The sequence below is a fragment of the Agromyces sp. Y575 genome, from assembly GCF_059445445.1.
The window spans coordinates 921,564-935,360 of the sequence record NZ_JCAIUI010000002.1 but is presented as its reverse complement, the minus strand read 5'-3'; the positions used below and the strand labels follow the sequence as shown (position 1 = coordinate 935,360).

Sequence of the window (13,797 nt, the reverse complement as noted above, 5' to 3'; positions counted from 1 at the left end):
CGGGCGGTGCTGACTCGTGGGTCACGGCCGGGTTGGCGACGGCTCGGAAGGCCGAACTCGAGCTCGCGACGGGGTGCTGTGGTTGCGGGCGAATCGGGACTTCGTCACACTCGGCCATCGGGGCCGGATGCCACGCCGCCGAACCTTACGCCCCGCCATGCCGATCTGGGCACAGCGGACCGCGGACTGGGCGATTCGGTCTTGCAGGACCATCACCCACCGTATCGAGGTCTTCAGCACAACCCTAATCGAATCGTATGAATTCGGTGCTGACCTGCGTTTTTATGCCCGCGCAAAGAGGTTTTTATGCTTGCGCGAAGAGGCCCAGACGCTTGCCTACTCCCCCGCGGCCTGCACCCGGGTGCAATTGGCGCAGAGCCCGAACACGTCGACGACGTGCGCTGCACCCGTGAATCCGTGTTCGGCGGCGACGGCCTTCGCCCACGCCTCGACCTCGTCGGCCGCGATCTCGACCGTGAGTCCGCAATTGCGGCAGATCAGGTGGTGGTGGTGGCCCGTCGTGCTGCAGGCACGGTAGAGCGCCTCACCGTCGGGCGACTGCAGGGAATCTGCTTCGCCGGTGGTGGCGAGGTCGCCGAGGGCGCGGTAGACGGTGGCCAGCCCGATCGGGGAACCGCTCGCGTGCAACGTCGAATGCAGCGCCTGCGCGCTGATGAAACCCTCGGTGTCGTCAAGGGCTTCGCGAACGGCCTCTCGTTGCCAGGTGTTGCGCTTCATGCGATCCGTGCGTCCTCTGCGGTCTCCACCGGTATGGCGACTCGATTCAACGGTAGCCCGCGCAGCTTGGAGATTCCCAGTGCGAGCAGGAAGAAGGCGGTTGCCGCGAGTGCGATCGCCGGGCCGGCCGCGATGGCGAGCCCCCGTGAGGCGATCACGCCCAGCACACCGGCCGCCGCGCCGATGACCGGTGCGACGACGAGGATGCCGCGGAAGGAGCGTACGACAACTCGAGCCGCCGCTGCCGGGGCAGCGATCAGCGCGATGGCGAGGATCGCGCCGACCGCCGGCAATGAGCTCACGACCGACGCGGCGGTCAAGCCGAGCACGAGCAGCTCCACCGGCCATTCGCGGTATCCGGCGGCGCGGAACCCGTTCGGATCGAAGGTCGAGAACGCGATCTCTTTGCCGAAGAGCGCGACGCACACGACGGCGACCACGGCAACGGATGCCGCGAGGAGAATATCTCCATCGCTCACCGTCAGGATGGAGCCCACCAGCAGTGACTCCGCCCGTACCGGGAGCCCGGGAATCACAGCCTGGAGCAGCGCGCCGGCGGCGAATCCACCGGTCAGTACGATGCCCGCGGCAACCTGGGCGCCTTGGCGTCTCACGCGTGCGATACCCGCCATCACGGCGACGAGCACGACGGATGCCACGGCTGCACCGACCGGCACGCTCACCCCGAGCGCCGCTGCGGCGATGGCACCGGGGTAGGTGCCGTGCGTGAGCGCCTGCGCGAAGAAGGTGCGTCGGCGCACCACGACGAGCGCGCCGACGAATCCGGCACCCGCACCGATGACGATCGCGGCGAGGAGCGCCCGCTCGAAGTACCCCATCAGTGCGTCTCCCCCGTCGCATCTACCGGTCGAGTAGCGCCAACCCCATCCGCTGGTCGAGTAGCGCCAACCCCATCCGCCAGTCGAGTAGCGCCCGACGCAGGAGGACGCGTATCGAGACCCGCCCGCGAACCCGCTCGTCCGCGCCTGATCGCCGAGCTCACGAGCAGCACCAACGCGTACCCGGCCACGAAGACCGCCACGACAGTGCTGCCCGCCGGCAGGTCGACACCGGCGCCCACCGATACCGCGAACCCGACGGCCAGCCCGAGCCACGCCGCGACCGCGGCGAAGACGGCCGCCACCGGGAACAGCCACCACAACCGGGCGGTCACGAGCCGCGCGACCGCACCCGGCACGATGAGCAGGGCGAGCACGAGCAGCGTGCCGATCGTGCTCGCCGCCGCCACGACGACGAGTGCGATCGCCGAGTTCAGTACGAGATCGAGCACGAGCGCCGAGTTGCCTGCTGCACGGCTGCCCTTCGGGTCGAACGCCCGGAAGAGCTGCTGCTTCATCGTCAATGCCACCATGCCGAGTGCGACGAGGCTCACGACGACGAGCGGAACCACTTCGGCGGGAGGGATCGTCAGCACTCGCCCGAACAGCAGCGCCTCGAGTTCGCCGGCGTAGTCGTCACTACGTGACACGACGATGACGCCCACACTGAAAGTCGCGGTGAGCACGATGGCGATCGCCGCATCCGAAGTGATGCCGGCTCGGTCGAGCCAGGTGAGCGCGAGTGCGCCGCCGAGCGCTGCGATCGCCGCGCCGGGCAGGAGCCCCGATGCTCCCCCGACGGCGAGCCCGATCGCGAGTCCGGGGAACACCGCGTGCGTCAGGCCGTCGCTGATGAACTCGAGCCGTCGCAGGTTGACGAGCACGCCGACGACGCCCGCAACGATGGCGAGCACGAGCATGACGAGCAGAGCGCGGGCCATGAACGGGATGGCGAACGCCCCGAAGAGCGCATCGGTCAGCGACATCCGTCGCCGTTCACTGGATTCGACACGGTATATGTCTCACGGGGCATTCAATGCCCCTCGTGGCCCGGCACGACGAGGGTGTGCTCGTCGAGCTCGACCTCGAGCCCCTCGAAGCACTCCTGCACGTTGCCGAGTGTGAGCACCTCGTCGACCGGGCCGCTCGCGAGTTGCGTGCCGTTGACGAGCACCACCGTGTCGCACACGAGACGCGCCAGTTCGAGGTCGTGGGTCGAGACGATCACTGCGACTCCGCGGGTCTTCAGCGTGCGGATCGTGTCGACGAGCGCATCGCGATTCGCCTGATCGAGCCCGTTGAACGGCTCATCGAGCAGCAGTAGCGCCGGATCCGAGGCGAGTGCGCGGGCGAGGAGGCCCCGCTGTCGCTGACCGCCCGACAGTTCGCCGAACGGCCGCTTGCCGAGCCCTTCGAGTCCCACCGCCTCGAGCGACCGCCGCACCGCCGCGCGATCCGCACGCCCCGGCCACCGGAACAGCCCGAGTCCGCGGTAACGGCCCTGCATGACGACCTGTTCGAGGCTGATCGGGAAGTCGCTGTCGAGCTCCGCCGACTGCGGGAGGAACGAGACCATTCCATTCTCGGAATGCGAGGTGCGCGCCGCGGCGCCGGGGGCGGTCTCACCGAACTCGATCGTGCCTGCGGTGCGCGGCACGAGACCGAGAATGCCCTTGAGGAGGGTCGACTTGCCGGCTCCGTTCGGCCCGATCAGCGCGACGGCCTCGCCGGGCATGATCGCGAGCTCGATGCCGCTGACGCCTGCGCCGCCCGGATGGGTGAAGGCGGCAGCGCGCAGGCGCAGCACGGGGGAGTCGTTCATAGTGTCATCCTTGCAGGGCCGCCGGGAGCTCGGAAGGTTCGACGCCCCATGACTCGAGGATGAGCCGTGCGTTGTGGACCTGGCTGCCGAGATAGGTCTCGCCGTCGCTGCCGGCGACGCCGAGCGAGTCACCGTACAGGGCGTCGGGGCCCGAGTAGACGGTCACGCCCGCTTCGGCCGCGATCGTGTCGGCGGCTTTGGGTGAGATGGATGCCTCGGAGAAGACGGCCTTCACGCCCGTCGCGCCGATCTGCTCGACGAGTGCGTCGATCTCTGCCGCGCTCGGCTCTGCATTGTCATCGAAGCTCGGGATGATGCTGCCGACGAACGTGATGTCGTAGGCGTCGACGAAGTAGGTGAATGCGTCGTGGTTGGTCACCAGCAGTCGCTCGCTCGCCGGCACCGCCGCGACATTCTCCTCGATCCATGCATCGAGCGCTTCGAGCTGCTCGAGGTAGGCGGACTCGTTCGCCTCGATCATCGCAGTATCGACGCCCGGCACCTCGAGGAGCCCGTGCGCGATGTTCTCGACCATCTGTTCGGCGAGCTCGGGGTCGGTCCAGATGTGGGGATTGCCGGCACCGTGGTCGTGACCCTCATGCGAGTCTTCGACCTCGTCGAGTTCGTCGGCCTCCCCTGCGTCGTCGTGATCGTGATCGTGGTCGTGGGTGCCGTAGAGCTCGATGCCGGCGCTGGCGTCGATGAGCGCACCGTCGAAGCCCGAGGCCTGCACCGCGTCGTCGAGCCAGCTCTCGAGCCCGCCGCCGTTCACGACGAGCGCGTCAGCCTCGGAGAGGGCGAGCAGCTGGGCTGCCGAGGGGTCGAAGCTGTGCGCACTCTGACCGGGGGAGAGGAGCTGGGTGACCGCGGTGGTGTCACCGACGAGCTCGCGGGTGAAGTCACCGACCTGGGTCGTCGTCGCGACGATCGTCGGGCCGTCGGCGCCGTCATCGGATGCCGCGGGGGCCGCGCATCCCGCGAGCATGAGCGTCGCCGCCGCGAGGGTCGCCCCGCCTGCGAACGAGGCGAGCTGGCGGCGTGGAACGGCGCTGGATCGGGCGGTCATTTCTCCACAGTAAGCTTATTGATAATGATTGTCAAAACCATCAGAGAGCCGTTCGACGCATACTCGGTGAACATCAGCGAACGTGCGAAGCATTCCCGCCGTCATCCTGCGGAGAGGTCTGGCGAGTGTCGCACCGACGTGGGAGAGTGAAGCACGTGGATACGACGACGGCCCCCCTCACGTTGCATCCGTTCACCGTCGCCGATGCCGAGCGAGTGCTCTCGGGCGACGTCGAGCCTCATGACGGATGGGAAGGCGCGTACGCCTTCACCGACGAACCCGAACTCCTCGCCGAGTACCTTCGCGCGGTGCAGGAGAACGGCGACCCAGCCCCGTTCGGCCCGTATCTCGTGCGCCGCGGCGAAGACGGTGCGGCCATCGGGGGAGTGAACCTCTTCGGCCCGCCGGGCATCGACGGCGCCGTCGAATTCGCATTCGCTCTCGTGCCGGCCGTTCGCGGCCAGGGCCTCGCGCTGCACACGGTGACCGCCGTGGTCGAGCTCGCCCGGAGCGCCGGCGTCATTGCTCTCCAGGCCGAGGCCGAAGTCGCCAACCTTCCCGCACGGCACGCCCTCGAACGCGCCGGATTCACTCAGGCGTCGCGCACTCCCGACGCCATCACGTACGAATTGCGCCTGTAACTGCTCAAGAGGGTTTCGGCAGGCTCAACCCGCAGGCGGGCCACTTCGAGCAGGCTCAACCCGCAGGCGGGCCACTTCGAGCAGGCTCAACCCGCAGGCGGGCCACTTCGAGCAGGCTCAGTCCGCTTGCCGGTGACGCAACCGGGTGAGCCGGTTACTCGAGCAGCAGTGCGGGCTCTTCGATGATCGACGCGACATCGGCGAGGAACCGCGACGCCACGTCGCCGTCGACCACGCGATGATCGAACGACGCGCCGATCGTCGTGACGAAGCGCGGACGCACCTCACCGTCGACGACCCACGGCTTCTGCTTGATGGTGCCGAGGGCGACGATCCCGACCTCGCCGGGATTCAGGATCGGCGTGCCGGTGTCCATGCCGAACACCCCGATGTTGGTGATCGTGATCGTGCCGCCCTGCATCTCGGCGGGCTGCGTCTTGCCCTCACGGGCGGTGAGCGTGAGTTGCTCGAGCGCAGTGGCGAGCTCCACCATGGTCATCGCCTGCGCATCCTTGACGTTCGGCACGATGAGTCCCCGCGGCGTCGCCGCCGCGATACCGAGGTTCACGTAGTGCTTGACCACGATCTCGGAGTCGGTCCATTGCGCGTTCACGGTGGGGTTGCGTCGCACTGCCCAGATCAGGGCCTTCGCCATGATGAACAGTGGCGAGATCTTGACACCCGCGTAGTCGGGCGACGCCTTCAACCGCTTGAGGTACTCCATCGTGCGGCTGGCGTCGACGTCGACGAAGAGGCTGACGTGCGGCGCTTGGAACGCGCTCTGCACCATCGCGTTGGCGATCGCCTTGCGCACGCCCTTGACTGGGATCCGCTCTTCGCGGCCAGTCGGCCATTCGGGCGTCTGGATGTTGCGGAACACGCTCGCCTGGCTCGCTTCGCGAATCACGTCGTCGCGCGTGATGTCACCGATCGGCCCGGTGGGCGCGACCCGTGACAAGTCGACGCCGAGGTCTTTCGCGAGCTTCCGGATGGGCGGCTTCGCGATCACGGGCAGGCGCGCTGCGGGCCGCGACGGCATCGAAGCGGCGGCAACGGATGTCGCGGCCGCCGCCGATGCACCGGCCGAGCCGGTCGGAGCAGACGGGGCCGCGGGAATCGGCGCCGGGGGAGCGAGGTGTCCGTGGGCGCCATCGGGAGTGGGGTGGCGACGGCGGCGGGTCGACGTCGGGCCGGAGCTGCCGTGCCCGACGAGCACGGCGCCGCTGACCTCGGCGGCCTCGGCGGCCGGAGCGACACCGTAGATCGGTGTCGACTCGGCGGCCGGCGCAGCAATGCCCGCAGGCTGGGCAGCGTCGAGCGCTCCGGGCGCGCCGGGCGAAGCGGCATCCGTCTGGATCACCAGGATCGGCGTGCCGACGTCGACCGTGCTGCCCTCCTCGACGAGCAATTCGGAGACGACGCCCTCGAACGCACTCGGCAGCTCGACGAGCGATTTCGCAGTCTCGATCTCGACGAAGACCTGGTCGAGCACGATGCGATCACCGGGGACGACCCGCCACTGCACGATCTCGGCCTCGGTGAGGCCCTCACCGACGTCGGGGAGGGGGAATCGGATCTCGCTCATGTTCTTTACCCTCGCAGTCGATCTATGCCGTCGTCGTCATGTTTGCGCCGCGGCGCGTGTCAAGTCAGTACGCCAGGGCGCGGTCGACGGCTTCGAGCACTCGGTCAGGACTCGGCAGGTACTCGGTCTCGAGCGCCGCGGGCGGGAAGGGGGTGTCGAAGCTCGAGACACGCAGCACCGGCGCCTCGAGCGAGTAGAACGCCCGCTCGGCGACGGTCGCGGCGATCTCGGAGCCCACCGACACATTGCCGTACGCCTCTTGCGCGACGACCAGCCGCCCGGTGCGGTGCACCGAGTCGAGCAGGGGGCCGTAGTCGATGGGGGAGAGGGAACGCAGGTCGACGACCTCGAGGCTGCGGCCCTCTGTGGCGGCGATGTCGGCGGCCTGCAACAGCGTCGCCACCATCGCGCCGTGGCCGACGACGGTGACGTCGGTGCCGGGGCGCATCACACGACTCGCGTGCAGCGGCAGGCCGGCGTGGTCGAGGTCGACGGGTCCCTTCGGCCAGTACCGGCTCTTCGGCTCGAAGAACAGCACGGGATCGTCGGAGTCGATGGCCTCCTGGATCATCCAGTAGGCGTCGTGCGGGTTCGACGGGCTCACCACTCGCAGGCCCGGAGTATGCGCGAAATACGCTTCGGGGCTCTCTTGATGGTGCTCGATCGAGCCGATGTGTCCGCCGTAGGGCACGCGGATCACGATCGGCATCGAAACGGTTCCGCCGTGTCGCACGGTCTGGCGCGCGAGTTGCGTCGTGATCTGGTCGAACGCGGGGAAGATGAATCCGTCGAACTGGATCTCGATGACCGGCCGGTAGCCGCGCATCGCGAGACCGATCGCCGTGCCGACGATGCCGGACTCGGCGAGCGGAGTGTCGAGCACGCGCTTGTCGCCGAACTCGGCCGAGAGCCCCTCGGTCACGCGGAAGACGCCGCCGAGCGGCCCGATGTCTTCGCCCATGAGCAGCACCTTCTCGTTGGCGCGCATCGACTCGCGAAGACCTGCGGTGATGGCCTTCGCCATCGAGACGGTCTGCACGCCGCGCACGCCACCAGTCGACTCGGCCTCGCCCGCCGACCCGCCCTCGGTCACCTGCGCGGCATCGGTCGCGGCATCCTTCACGTGGGTCTCCGGTTCCTGAGCTCGGCCTGCACTGAGCTCGTCGAAGGGTCGAAGGGCTTCGACGCGGGCGCTCATGCTGCGCTCCCGTCTGACGAGGTGTCGAACGACGTCTCGAACGTCTCGAGCCACTCGGCCTGCTCGGCCATGAGCGGGTGCGGTTCGCTGTAGACGTGCTCGAAGATCACCTCGCGGGTCGGCGCCTGCAGCTCGAGCGCGCGGTGCCGCAGGTCGGTCGCGATGTCGTTGGCTTCGGCTTCGACGTCGTCGAAGAAGGCTGCGGATGCCCCGCGGCCCTCGAGCCACGTGCGGTACCTCGTGATCGGATCGCGCGCCTCCCAGTACGCCACCTCGTCGTCGCTGCGGTACTTCGAGGGGTCGTCTGCGGTGGTGTGAGCGCCCATGCGGTAGGTGAGCGCCTCGATGAGGCTCGGGCCAAGGCCGGCGCGCGCCTCTTCGAGCGACTGGCGGGTGACGGCGTAGCTCGCGAGTACGTCGTTGCCGTCGACGCGCACGCCCGGCATGCCGAATCCGCCCCCACGCAGCGACAGCGGGCTGCGCGATTGCCGGGAGACGGGCACCGAGATCGCCCACTGGTTGTTCTGGATGAAGAACACCTGGGGCGTCTGGTAGCTCGAGGCGAAGACGAGCGCCTCGCTCGCGTCGCCCTGCGAGGTGGCACCGTCGCCGTAGTACACGAGCACCGCGGCATCCGTCTCGGGGTCACCCGTCGCGGTCGCGCCGTCGAACTGGAGGCCCATCGCGTACCCGGTCGCGTGCAGCGTCTGGGAGGCGAGCACGAGCGTGTAGAGGTGGAAGTTGCCGTTCTCCTCGGGGTTCCAGCCGCCGAGGGTCGCGCTGCGGAAGAGGGCGAGGATGCCCACGGGGTCGAGCCCGCGGATGATGCCGACGATGTGCTCGCGGTACGAAGGGAAGAGGTGGTCTTGCGGGCGCGCTGCGTGCGCGGAACCGACCTGCGCGGCTTCTTGACCGTGACTCGGAGCCCACAGGGCGAGCTGGCCCTGCCGCTGCAGGTTCGCACCCGCCACGTCGATGCGACGCGCGACCGCCATGTCGCGGTAGAAGCGCTCGAGTTCGGCGTCGCTCAACGCCTCGACGAGCGGGAGGTACGCCTCGGCTTCAGGGGTGGGGCGAAGTACGCCCTCGGGGGTCAGGAGCTGGACCGTCGGCGCGGTGAACTCTCTTTCGCGGGCTGCCACCGTTCCACGCTACCCGCTACTCGGGACGCCCTTCTTGTGAAGCAGGTACAAGCTCGCCGCAAATCGTGAGGAGGATATCGACAGACTCCTCTTCGCCGATCGACACCCGGATGCCCTCGGGTGCGAAGGCGCGTGCCACGAGCCCGGCGTCGAAGAGACGGTCGGCGACGGCGGCCGTGGCCTCGCCGGTCGGCAACCAGATGAAGTTGCCCTGCGCCTGCGGCACCGGCCAACCCTGCTGCACGAGCGCCGAACGCACGCGGCTGCGCCGCTCGGCGATCGCGGCGACGCGGCCGTGCAGTTCGGTCTCGGCGGCGGGTTCGAGTGAGGCGAGGGCAGCGGATGCCGCGGCAGCGGTGACCCCCAGCGGAATCGCCGTCGCCCGGGCGGCGTCGAGGAGTTCGATCGGGCCGACGGCGTAGCCGACGCGGAGGCCGGCGAGGCCGTAGGCCTTCGAGAAGGTGCGCAGCACGACGAGGTTGGGGTAGCGCCCGATGAGGGTACGGCCGTCGGTGGAGGCGTGCGCCTGCACGAACTCGATGTACGCCTCGTCGAGCAGCACGAGTCGGTCGGCGGGCACCTTCGCCATGAACGCCTCAAACTCGTCGGCGGTGACGACGACGCCCGTGGGGTTGTTCGGCGAGCACACGATGATGACCCGGGTGCGGTCGGTGATCGCCGCGGCCATCGCGTCGAGGTCGTGACCGTGGTCTGCGCGATTGGGCACGGCTACGCTCGTGGCGCCGGCGACGGTGACGAGTCCGGGGTAGGCCTCGAACGAGCGCCAGGAGTAGACAACCTCGTCGCCGGGAGCGGCGGCCGCGAGGATGAACTGGGCGAGGAGTGCGACGGAGCCGGCGCCGACGAGCACCTCGTCGGGCGTGACGCCGAAGCGCTCGGCGAGCCGCTCGCGGAGGGCGAGCGCCGTGGCATCCGGATACCGATTGATCTGTTGCGCTGACGTCGCGACGACGTCGACGACCGATGGCAGCGGCTCGAACGGGTTCTCGTTGCTCGAGAGCTTGAACCCGTCGGTCGGCGCCGGGCGCCCCTGACGGTAGGGGGGAAGGGCGGCGATCTCGGGGCGCAGGCGAACGCGCGCCCCCGTGGGCTCCGGTGCGGTCACGGATTCCACCGTACCCCTTCGCCCGTCGGGACCCCGTCTGACAGAGTGGACCCATGCGGTTCATCGTCAAGGTCATCGTCATCGCGTTCGCCCTTTGGCTCACGACGCTCATCGTCGCGGGCGTCGAGGTGGTGCCCTACGAAGACACCACCCTCGCCACCGTGCTCACCTACCTCCTCGTTGCGCTCATCTTCGGGTTGGTGAACGCGATCATCGGCAACTTCATCAGAATCGTCGCGTTCCCCCTCTATGTGCTGACGTTGGGCCTCATCTCCTTCATCGTCAACGGGTTGCTGCTGCTGCTCGTCGACTGGATCAGCGGCCTCATGGGCTTCGGCCTCGCGGTGGAAGGCTTCTGGTGGGGCGTGCTCGGCGCGCTCGTGATGGGGCTCATCAGCTGGCTCATCGGTCTCGTGGTGCGTCCGACGGCGCAGAGCTGACGCGCATCCCGATCCATCGGGTCATCTCGCCGTCACCGCCGCCTGTGAAGTCGGCGACCTGCTCGCGGAACGCCACGAGCCGCTCCTCTTCCGACGCATCGATCAGCTCGGCGGTTCGCCGGTAGCGAGAGGGATCGTGTGCCGGCACCGAGTCTTCGTACTCGACACCTGCCTCGAGCACGCTGCGGGAGACGGTGAGGCGCTCGGGTGACGGATGCCCCCAGCCGCCGGTCGCCGGCACGAGGTCTTCTTCGTGCTCGATCGAGAGCAGGGGCACCCCATCACGCAACTCGGCCGAGGCAACCGGGCTGCCGACGGTCACCGCCGCGACCACGTTCAGCTCGGGGTCGCCGGCGAGTGCGGCGGCCACGACGCCGCCCCCCGAGTATCCGACCGGCATCAGTGGATCGCCGGGTTGCGCCCCGGCCTCCTCGAGCGCGAGGCGAACCCCGCGTTCGGCCGCGCCCGAGTCCGCGCCGGTGGGCCGCAGCGCGTCGAGGGGCGTGTCATCGGCGATGCCGTGCAGATTGCTGGTCATGTCGTGGTTCTCGACACCCGCGGTGATGGTGAGGTCGACCGTGCCACCGATGTAGACGATCCACCGAGGGTCATCGACCTCGCCGTAGCGCTCTATACGGATCTGCGCGCCGGAGTCGGTCGCGGGAACACGTTCGACCAAGTCGCCGATGCCGCTCGGCGCGGTCACCGGGCCCTCGGGCGGATGGGCGGTGCTGCGTACGTCGCGCAGCCCGAAGCTCTGGTCGGCGCGGCCGTCGCCGAGCGGTCGGGTCACCCGAACCGCCCGGTCGACGAGCACCCGGCTCCCGGTGCCGAGGCCGACGAGTCCCGTGACGCCGAGCAGCACCGAGGCGTTCTCGGGTGCGCCGATCGCGGAGCCGGCGAGCAGGGACAGCCCGGGCGGCAGCGACACGAGCCCGCCGACGAACTCGTCTGCCGAGTCGAATGCAGTGCGCACGGCGCGCACGAACAGCGGGTCGGAGAAGACCTGCTTCTGGTCGTCGAGCCAATCGTGGAGCGGAGTACGCCAACCCAGTGCACGCGCCGCGAGCTCTGCTCCGGTTGCGATGGCGAGACCCGGCACGATCGCGTACGCGGCGACACCCGCGAACCAGGCGACATGTGCGCCGCCGAGGCGCCACAAGGCGTCGATCGTGCGCTCGGTCGAGCCGTACCGTTCGGCGCTCTCCACCAGCGATTGCCTCAGATTGCCCGCGATCTCCCGCGACTCCCGGAGCCGGTGCTTCGCATGTGCGGTTGCTCCGGCCGGCGAGCTCGAGTCGCCGCCCGCAGAAGGTTCGCCGAGGTCCAGCTCGTCGAGACCGATATTGATCACTCTTGCGCGCTCGTACCAATCGGCGAGCGTGGCCTCGGCGCCCCCGAGGCGTGAAGCGTCGGCGAGGAGTTCATCGGTGGCGACGGCCGTCGAACCGCCGCCGCTGATGGTCAGCGAGTCGTCCACGACGGCTCCGTGTTCGGCGCCGATGTGCTCGGCGCCGGCGTGCTCGGCGCGCCGGTCGAGGCGCGCTGCACTTCGAGCTGCGCCTCCATGCGATGGATGCGGTCGGTGAGCCCCGTTTCGGCCACGACGAGAGACTCCTGAGCAGCGAAGACCCACCCGCGCAAGTACTCGAGGCGATCTGCGTAGCCGTCGGCCGCCGCCGATCGCCAGGCCCCGGTCGACGGTGGCACGAGCCGACGGACGGACTCGTTCACCTCGGCCAACAGCGATCGGAGCATTCGCAAGTGAGCCCTGGCGTCTTCGATGCGCTCTGCGGTGAGCGCGCTGCCCATCACGGCGAGCCGGTATGGATCGGAATCGAGCATGGGAGGAGTCTCGCGGGGCACGGATGCCGCGACCGCCGAGGCGGCGCCTCCTGTGCACGGCCGACGGCCCGGCTCGCCTGTGGAGGACCGGTCGCGAGTCAGCCCTCGAGCAGCACCTGATCGAGCGCGTGCACGCCGACGCGACCGAGACGACTTTCGGTGCCGATCGTGTCGACGATCGCGCTGCCGAGCACGAGTGCCCACCCTCGGGCACGATCCCACATCGCTGCATCCGTCTCGCGTCGCCGGTCGACCTCGGCACGGAAGACCGCACGCGCTGGGGAGTCGAACGTGAGCCAAGCGGTTGCGAGATCGGTGGCCGGATCGCCGGCGCACACGTCTCCGAAGTCGACGACGGCTACGAGGTCGCCGGCGCTCCCTGAGCCCGTCTTGCTCCCTGAGCCCGTCTTGCTCCCTGATCCCGTCTTGCTCCCTGAGCCCGTCGAAGGGGCTGAGCCCGTCTTGCTCCCTGAGCCCGTCGAAGGGGCTGAGCCCGTCTTGCTCCCTGAGCCTGTCGAAGGGGCTGAGCCCGTCTTGCTCCCTGAGCCTGTCGAAGGGGCTGAGCCCATCGAGCCCATCGAGCCCCCTGCGCCTGTCGAGCCCCCTGAGCCCGTCTTGCTCCCTGGGCCCGTCGAAGGGGCCCCGAGCACGAGGTTCGCCGGGTGCAGGTCGCCGTGCAGCCACACCGGCGGGCCCGCCCATTCGGGTGCGGCGAGCGCGCGTTGCCACACTGCGCGCAGCGCCTCGCCGCCGGGGAGCCCTCCGAGCCCGCGCTCGAGCCGGGCGCGGATCGCCGCGTCCCGGTCGGAGAGCGGCACGCCGCGATACTCGTTGGCCGGCGCATCCGCCGGCGCGGGCACGCCGAGCTCGGCGACGAATGCCGCGAGCCCCGATGCCGCCGCCGCGCGCGCAGCCGGCGCGACGTCGGCGGCGCTGGCGCCGTCGAACCACGGCAGGATGCTCCAAGAGAAGTCGAACCCGAGCTCGGGCGCGGGCCGTCCGACCCGCACAGGGACGGGCACCGGCACGGTGACCCGGCGGGCGATCCCGGGCAGCCAGCGCTGCTCGTGCAGCACGAGCCCGGCCGCCACCTCGCGGCGCGGCAGCCGCACGACGTACCGCTCGCCGAGACGGAACATCACGTTGTCCCAGCCATTGGCAATGCGCACGATCGGGCCTGAGAGGTCGGGATGCTGCGCCGCCACGAGCGCCGCGGCGAGCGTCGCGTCGACGATGATGTCGGGCTCGGGGGCATCCGCCATCGTCGTCGCCCCCTGTCTGCGCGCATCGTTCGACCGCCCAGCGTATCGCCCTCGAATTGAGTGGTGTGCATCGGCCCGATCTCGACCAGAATA

Annotated in this window: 14 protein-coding genes; 2 read left to right on the top strand and 12 right to left on the bottom strand. The window is 69.3% G+C overall.

Annotation, left to right across the window (positions count from 1 at the left end):
* Positions 1-336: 336 nt before the first annotated feature.
* The 5 genes from AC1C2U_RS10460 to AC1C2U_RS10440 are packed head-to-tail and all read right to left on the bottom strand — an operon-like array spanning position 337 to position 4,465.
* The gene (locus tag AC1C2U_RS10460) at positions 337-738 is read right to left on the bottom strand and encodes a Fur family transcriptional regulator (protein WP_495361672.1); all 402 of its coding nucleotides are present in this window, start codon (positions 736-738) and stop codon (positions 337-339) included.
* Positions 735-1,577 carry a metal ABC transporter permease gene (locus AC1C2U_RS10455; RefSeq protein WP_495361671.1) on the bottom strand — a complete coding sequence of 281 codons (843 nt, stop codon included), beginning with the start codon at positions 1,575-1,577 and terminating at the stop codon, positions 735-737. The genes AC1C2U_RS10460 and AC1C2U_RS10455 overlap by 4 nt, the downstream gene beginning before the upstream one ends.
* On the bottom strand, positions 1,577-2,563 hold the full coding sequence (locus tag AC1C2U_RS10450) for a metal ABC transporter permease (protein ID WP_495361670.1): 987 nt from the start codon (positions 2,561-2,563) through the stop codon (positions 1,577-1,579). The genes AC1C2U_RS10455 and AC1C2U_RS10450 overlap by 1 nt, the downstream gene beginning before the upstream one ends.
* Positions 2,564-2,610: 47 nt before the next feature.
* Positions 2,611-3,399, bottom strand: coding sequence for a metal ABC transporter ATP-binding protein (locus tag AC1C2U_RS10445; RefSeq protein WP_495361669.1), 789 nt, complete (start codon positions 3,397-3,399; stop codon positions 2,611-2,613).
* 4 nt (positions 3,400-3,403) lie between these two features.
* Positions 3,404-4,465, bottom strand: coding sequence for a metal ABC transporter substrate-binding protein (locus AC1C2U_RS10440; protein ID WP_495361668.1), 1,062 nt, complete (start codon positions 4,463-4,465; stop codon positions 3,404-3,406).
* Between the two features lie 155 nt (positions 4,466-4,620).
* On the opposite strand from AC1C2U_RS10440, the gene AC1C2U_RS10435 reads away from it, so the two are divergent.
* Positions 4,621-5,106, top strand: coding sequence for a GNAT family N-acetyltransferase (locus tag AC1C2U_RS10435; protein WP_495361667.1), 486 nt, complete (start codon positions 4,621-4,623; stop codon positions 5,104-5,106).
* Between the two features lie 154 nt (positions 5,107-5,260).
* Here AC1C2U_RS10435 and AC1C2U_RS10430 read toward each other — a convergent pair whose 3' ends face one another.
* From AC1C2U_RS10430 to AC1C2U_RS10415, 4 genes are all read right to left on the bottom strand, one after another.
* Positions 5,261-6,691 carry a dihydrolipoamide acetyltransferase family protein gene (locus AC1C2U_RS10430; protein ID WP_495361666.1) on the bottom strand — a complete coding sequence of 477 codons (1,431 nt, stop codon included), beginning with the start codon at positions 6,689-6,691 and terminating at the stop codon, positions 5,261-5,263.
* Positions 6,692-6,755: 64 nt separating this feature from the next.
* A complete protein-coding gene (locus AC1C2U_RS10425; protein WP_495361980.1) occupies positions 6,756-7,715 on the bottom strand; it encodes an alpha-ketoacid dehydrogenase subunit beta in 960 nt (319 codons plus the stop codon).
* Positions 7,716-7,885: 170 nt separating this feature from the next.
* Positions 7,886-9,031 (bottom strand): thiamine pyrophosphate-dependent dehydrogenase E1 component subunit alpha, encoded by a 1,146-nt coding sequence (locus AC1C2U_RS10420; RefSeq protein ID WP_495361665.1) that lies wholly within the window; start codon positions 9,029-9,031, stop codon positions 7,886-7,888.
* Positions 9,032-9,047: 16 nt separating this feature from the next.
* Positions 9,048-10,157 carry a histidinol-phosphate transaminase gene (locus AC1C2U_RS10415; RefSeq protein ID WP_495361664.1) on the bottom strand — a complete coding sequence of 370 codons (1,110 nt, stop codon included), beginning with the start codon at positions 10,155-10,157 and terminating at the stop codon, positions 9,048-9,050.
* A gap of 53 nt (positions 10,158-10,210) precedes the next feature.
* On the opposite strand from AC1C2U_RS10415, the gene AC1C2U_RS10410 reads away from it, so the two are divergent.
* The gene (locus AC1C2U_RS10410) at positions 10,211-10,597 is read left to right on the top strand and encodes a phage holin family protein (RefSeq protein WP_495361663.1); all 387 of its coding nucleotides are present in this window, start codon (positions 10,211-10,213) and stop codon (positions 10,595-10,597) included.
* Here AC1C2U_RS10410 and AC1C2U_RS10405 read toward each other — a convergent pair.
* The 3 genes from AC1C2U_RS10405 to AC1C2U_RS10395 all read right to left on the bottom strand — a co-directional run bounded on the left by AC1C2U_RS10405 (position 10,560) and on the right by AC1C2U_RS10395 (position 13,704).
* Positions 10,560-12,077 carry a hypothetical protein gene (locus AC1C2U_RS10405; protein WP_495361662.1) on the bottom strand — a complete coding sequence of 506 codons (1,518 nt, stop codon included), beginning with the start codon at positions 12,075-12,077 and terminating at the stop codon, positions 10,560-10,562. The genes AC1C2U_RS10410 and AC1C2U_RS10405 overlap by 38 nt on opposite strands.
* Positions 12,062-12,442 (bottom strand): hypothetical protein, encoded by a 381-nt coding sequence (locus AC1C2U_RS10400; protein WP_495361661.1) that lies wholly within the window; start codon positions 12,440-12,442, stop codon positions 12,062-12,064. The genes AC1C2U_RS10405 and AC1C2U_RS10400 overlap by 16 nt, the downstream gene beginning before the upstream one ends.
* Positions 12,443-12,540: 98 nt before the next feature.
* Positions 12,541-13,704 (bottom strand): phosphotransferase, encoded by a 1,164-nt coding sequence (locus tag AC1C2U_RS10395; RefSeq protein ID WP_495361660.1) that lies wholly within the window; start codon positions 13,702-13,704, stop codon positions 12,541-12,543.
* Positions 13,705-13,797 lie beyond the last annotated feature (93 nt).

Excerpts from the sequence above, each read along its gene's own strand:
- AC1C2U_RS10395 (WP_495361660.1), bottom strand. The coding sequence starts at position 13,704 with ATGGCGGATGCCCCCGAGCCCGACATCATCGTCGACGCGACGCTCGCC.
- AC1C2U_RS10400 (WP_495361661.1), bottom strand. The coding sequence starts at position 12,442 with ATGCTCGATTCCGATCCATACCGGCTCGCCGTGATGGGCAGCGCGCTC.
- AC1C2U_RS10450 (WP_495361670.1), bottom strand. The coding sequence starts at position 2,563 with ATGTCGCTGACCGATGCGCTCTTCGGGGCGTTCGCCATCCCGTTCATG.
- AC1C2U_RS10430 (WP_495361666.1), bottom strand. The coding sequence starts at position 6,691 with ATGAGCGAGATCCGATTCCCCCTCCCCGACGTCGGTGAGGGCCTCACC.
- AC1C2U_RS10425 (WP_495361980.1), bottom strand. The coding sequence starts at position 7,715 with ATGGCGAAGGCCATCACCGCAGGTCTTCGCGAGTCGATGCGCGCCAAC.
- AC1C2U_RS10410 (WP_495361663.1), top strand. The coding sequence starts at position 10,211 with ATGCGGTTCATCGTCAAGGTCATCGTCATCGCGTTCGCCCTTTGGCTC.
- AC1C2U_RS10460 (WP_495361672.1), bottom strand. The coding sequence starts at position 738 with ATGAAGCGCAACACCTGGCAACGAGAGGCCGTTCGCGAAGCCCTTGAC.
- AC1C2U_RS10455 (WP_495361671.1), bottom strand. The coding sequence starts at position 1,577 with ATGGGGTACTTCGAGCGGGCGCTCCTCGCCGCGATCGTCATCGGTGCG.
- AC1C2U_RS10440 (WP_495361668.1), bottom strand. The coding sequence starts at position 4,465 with ATGACCGCCCGATCCAGCGCCGTTCCACGCCGCCAGCTCGCCTCGTTC.
- AC1C2U_RS10445 (WP_495361669.1), bottom strand. The coding sequence starts at position 3,399 with ATGAACGACTCCCCCGTGCTGCGCCTGCGCGCTGCCGCCTTCACCCAT.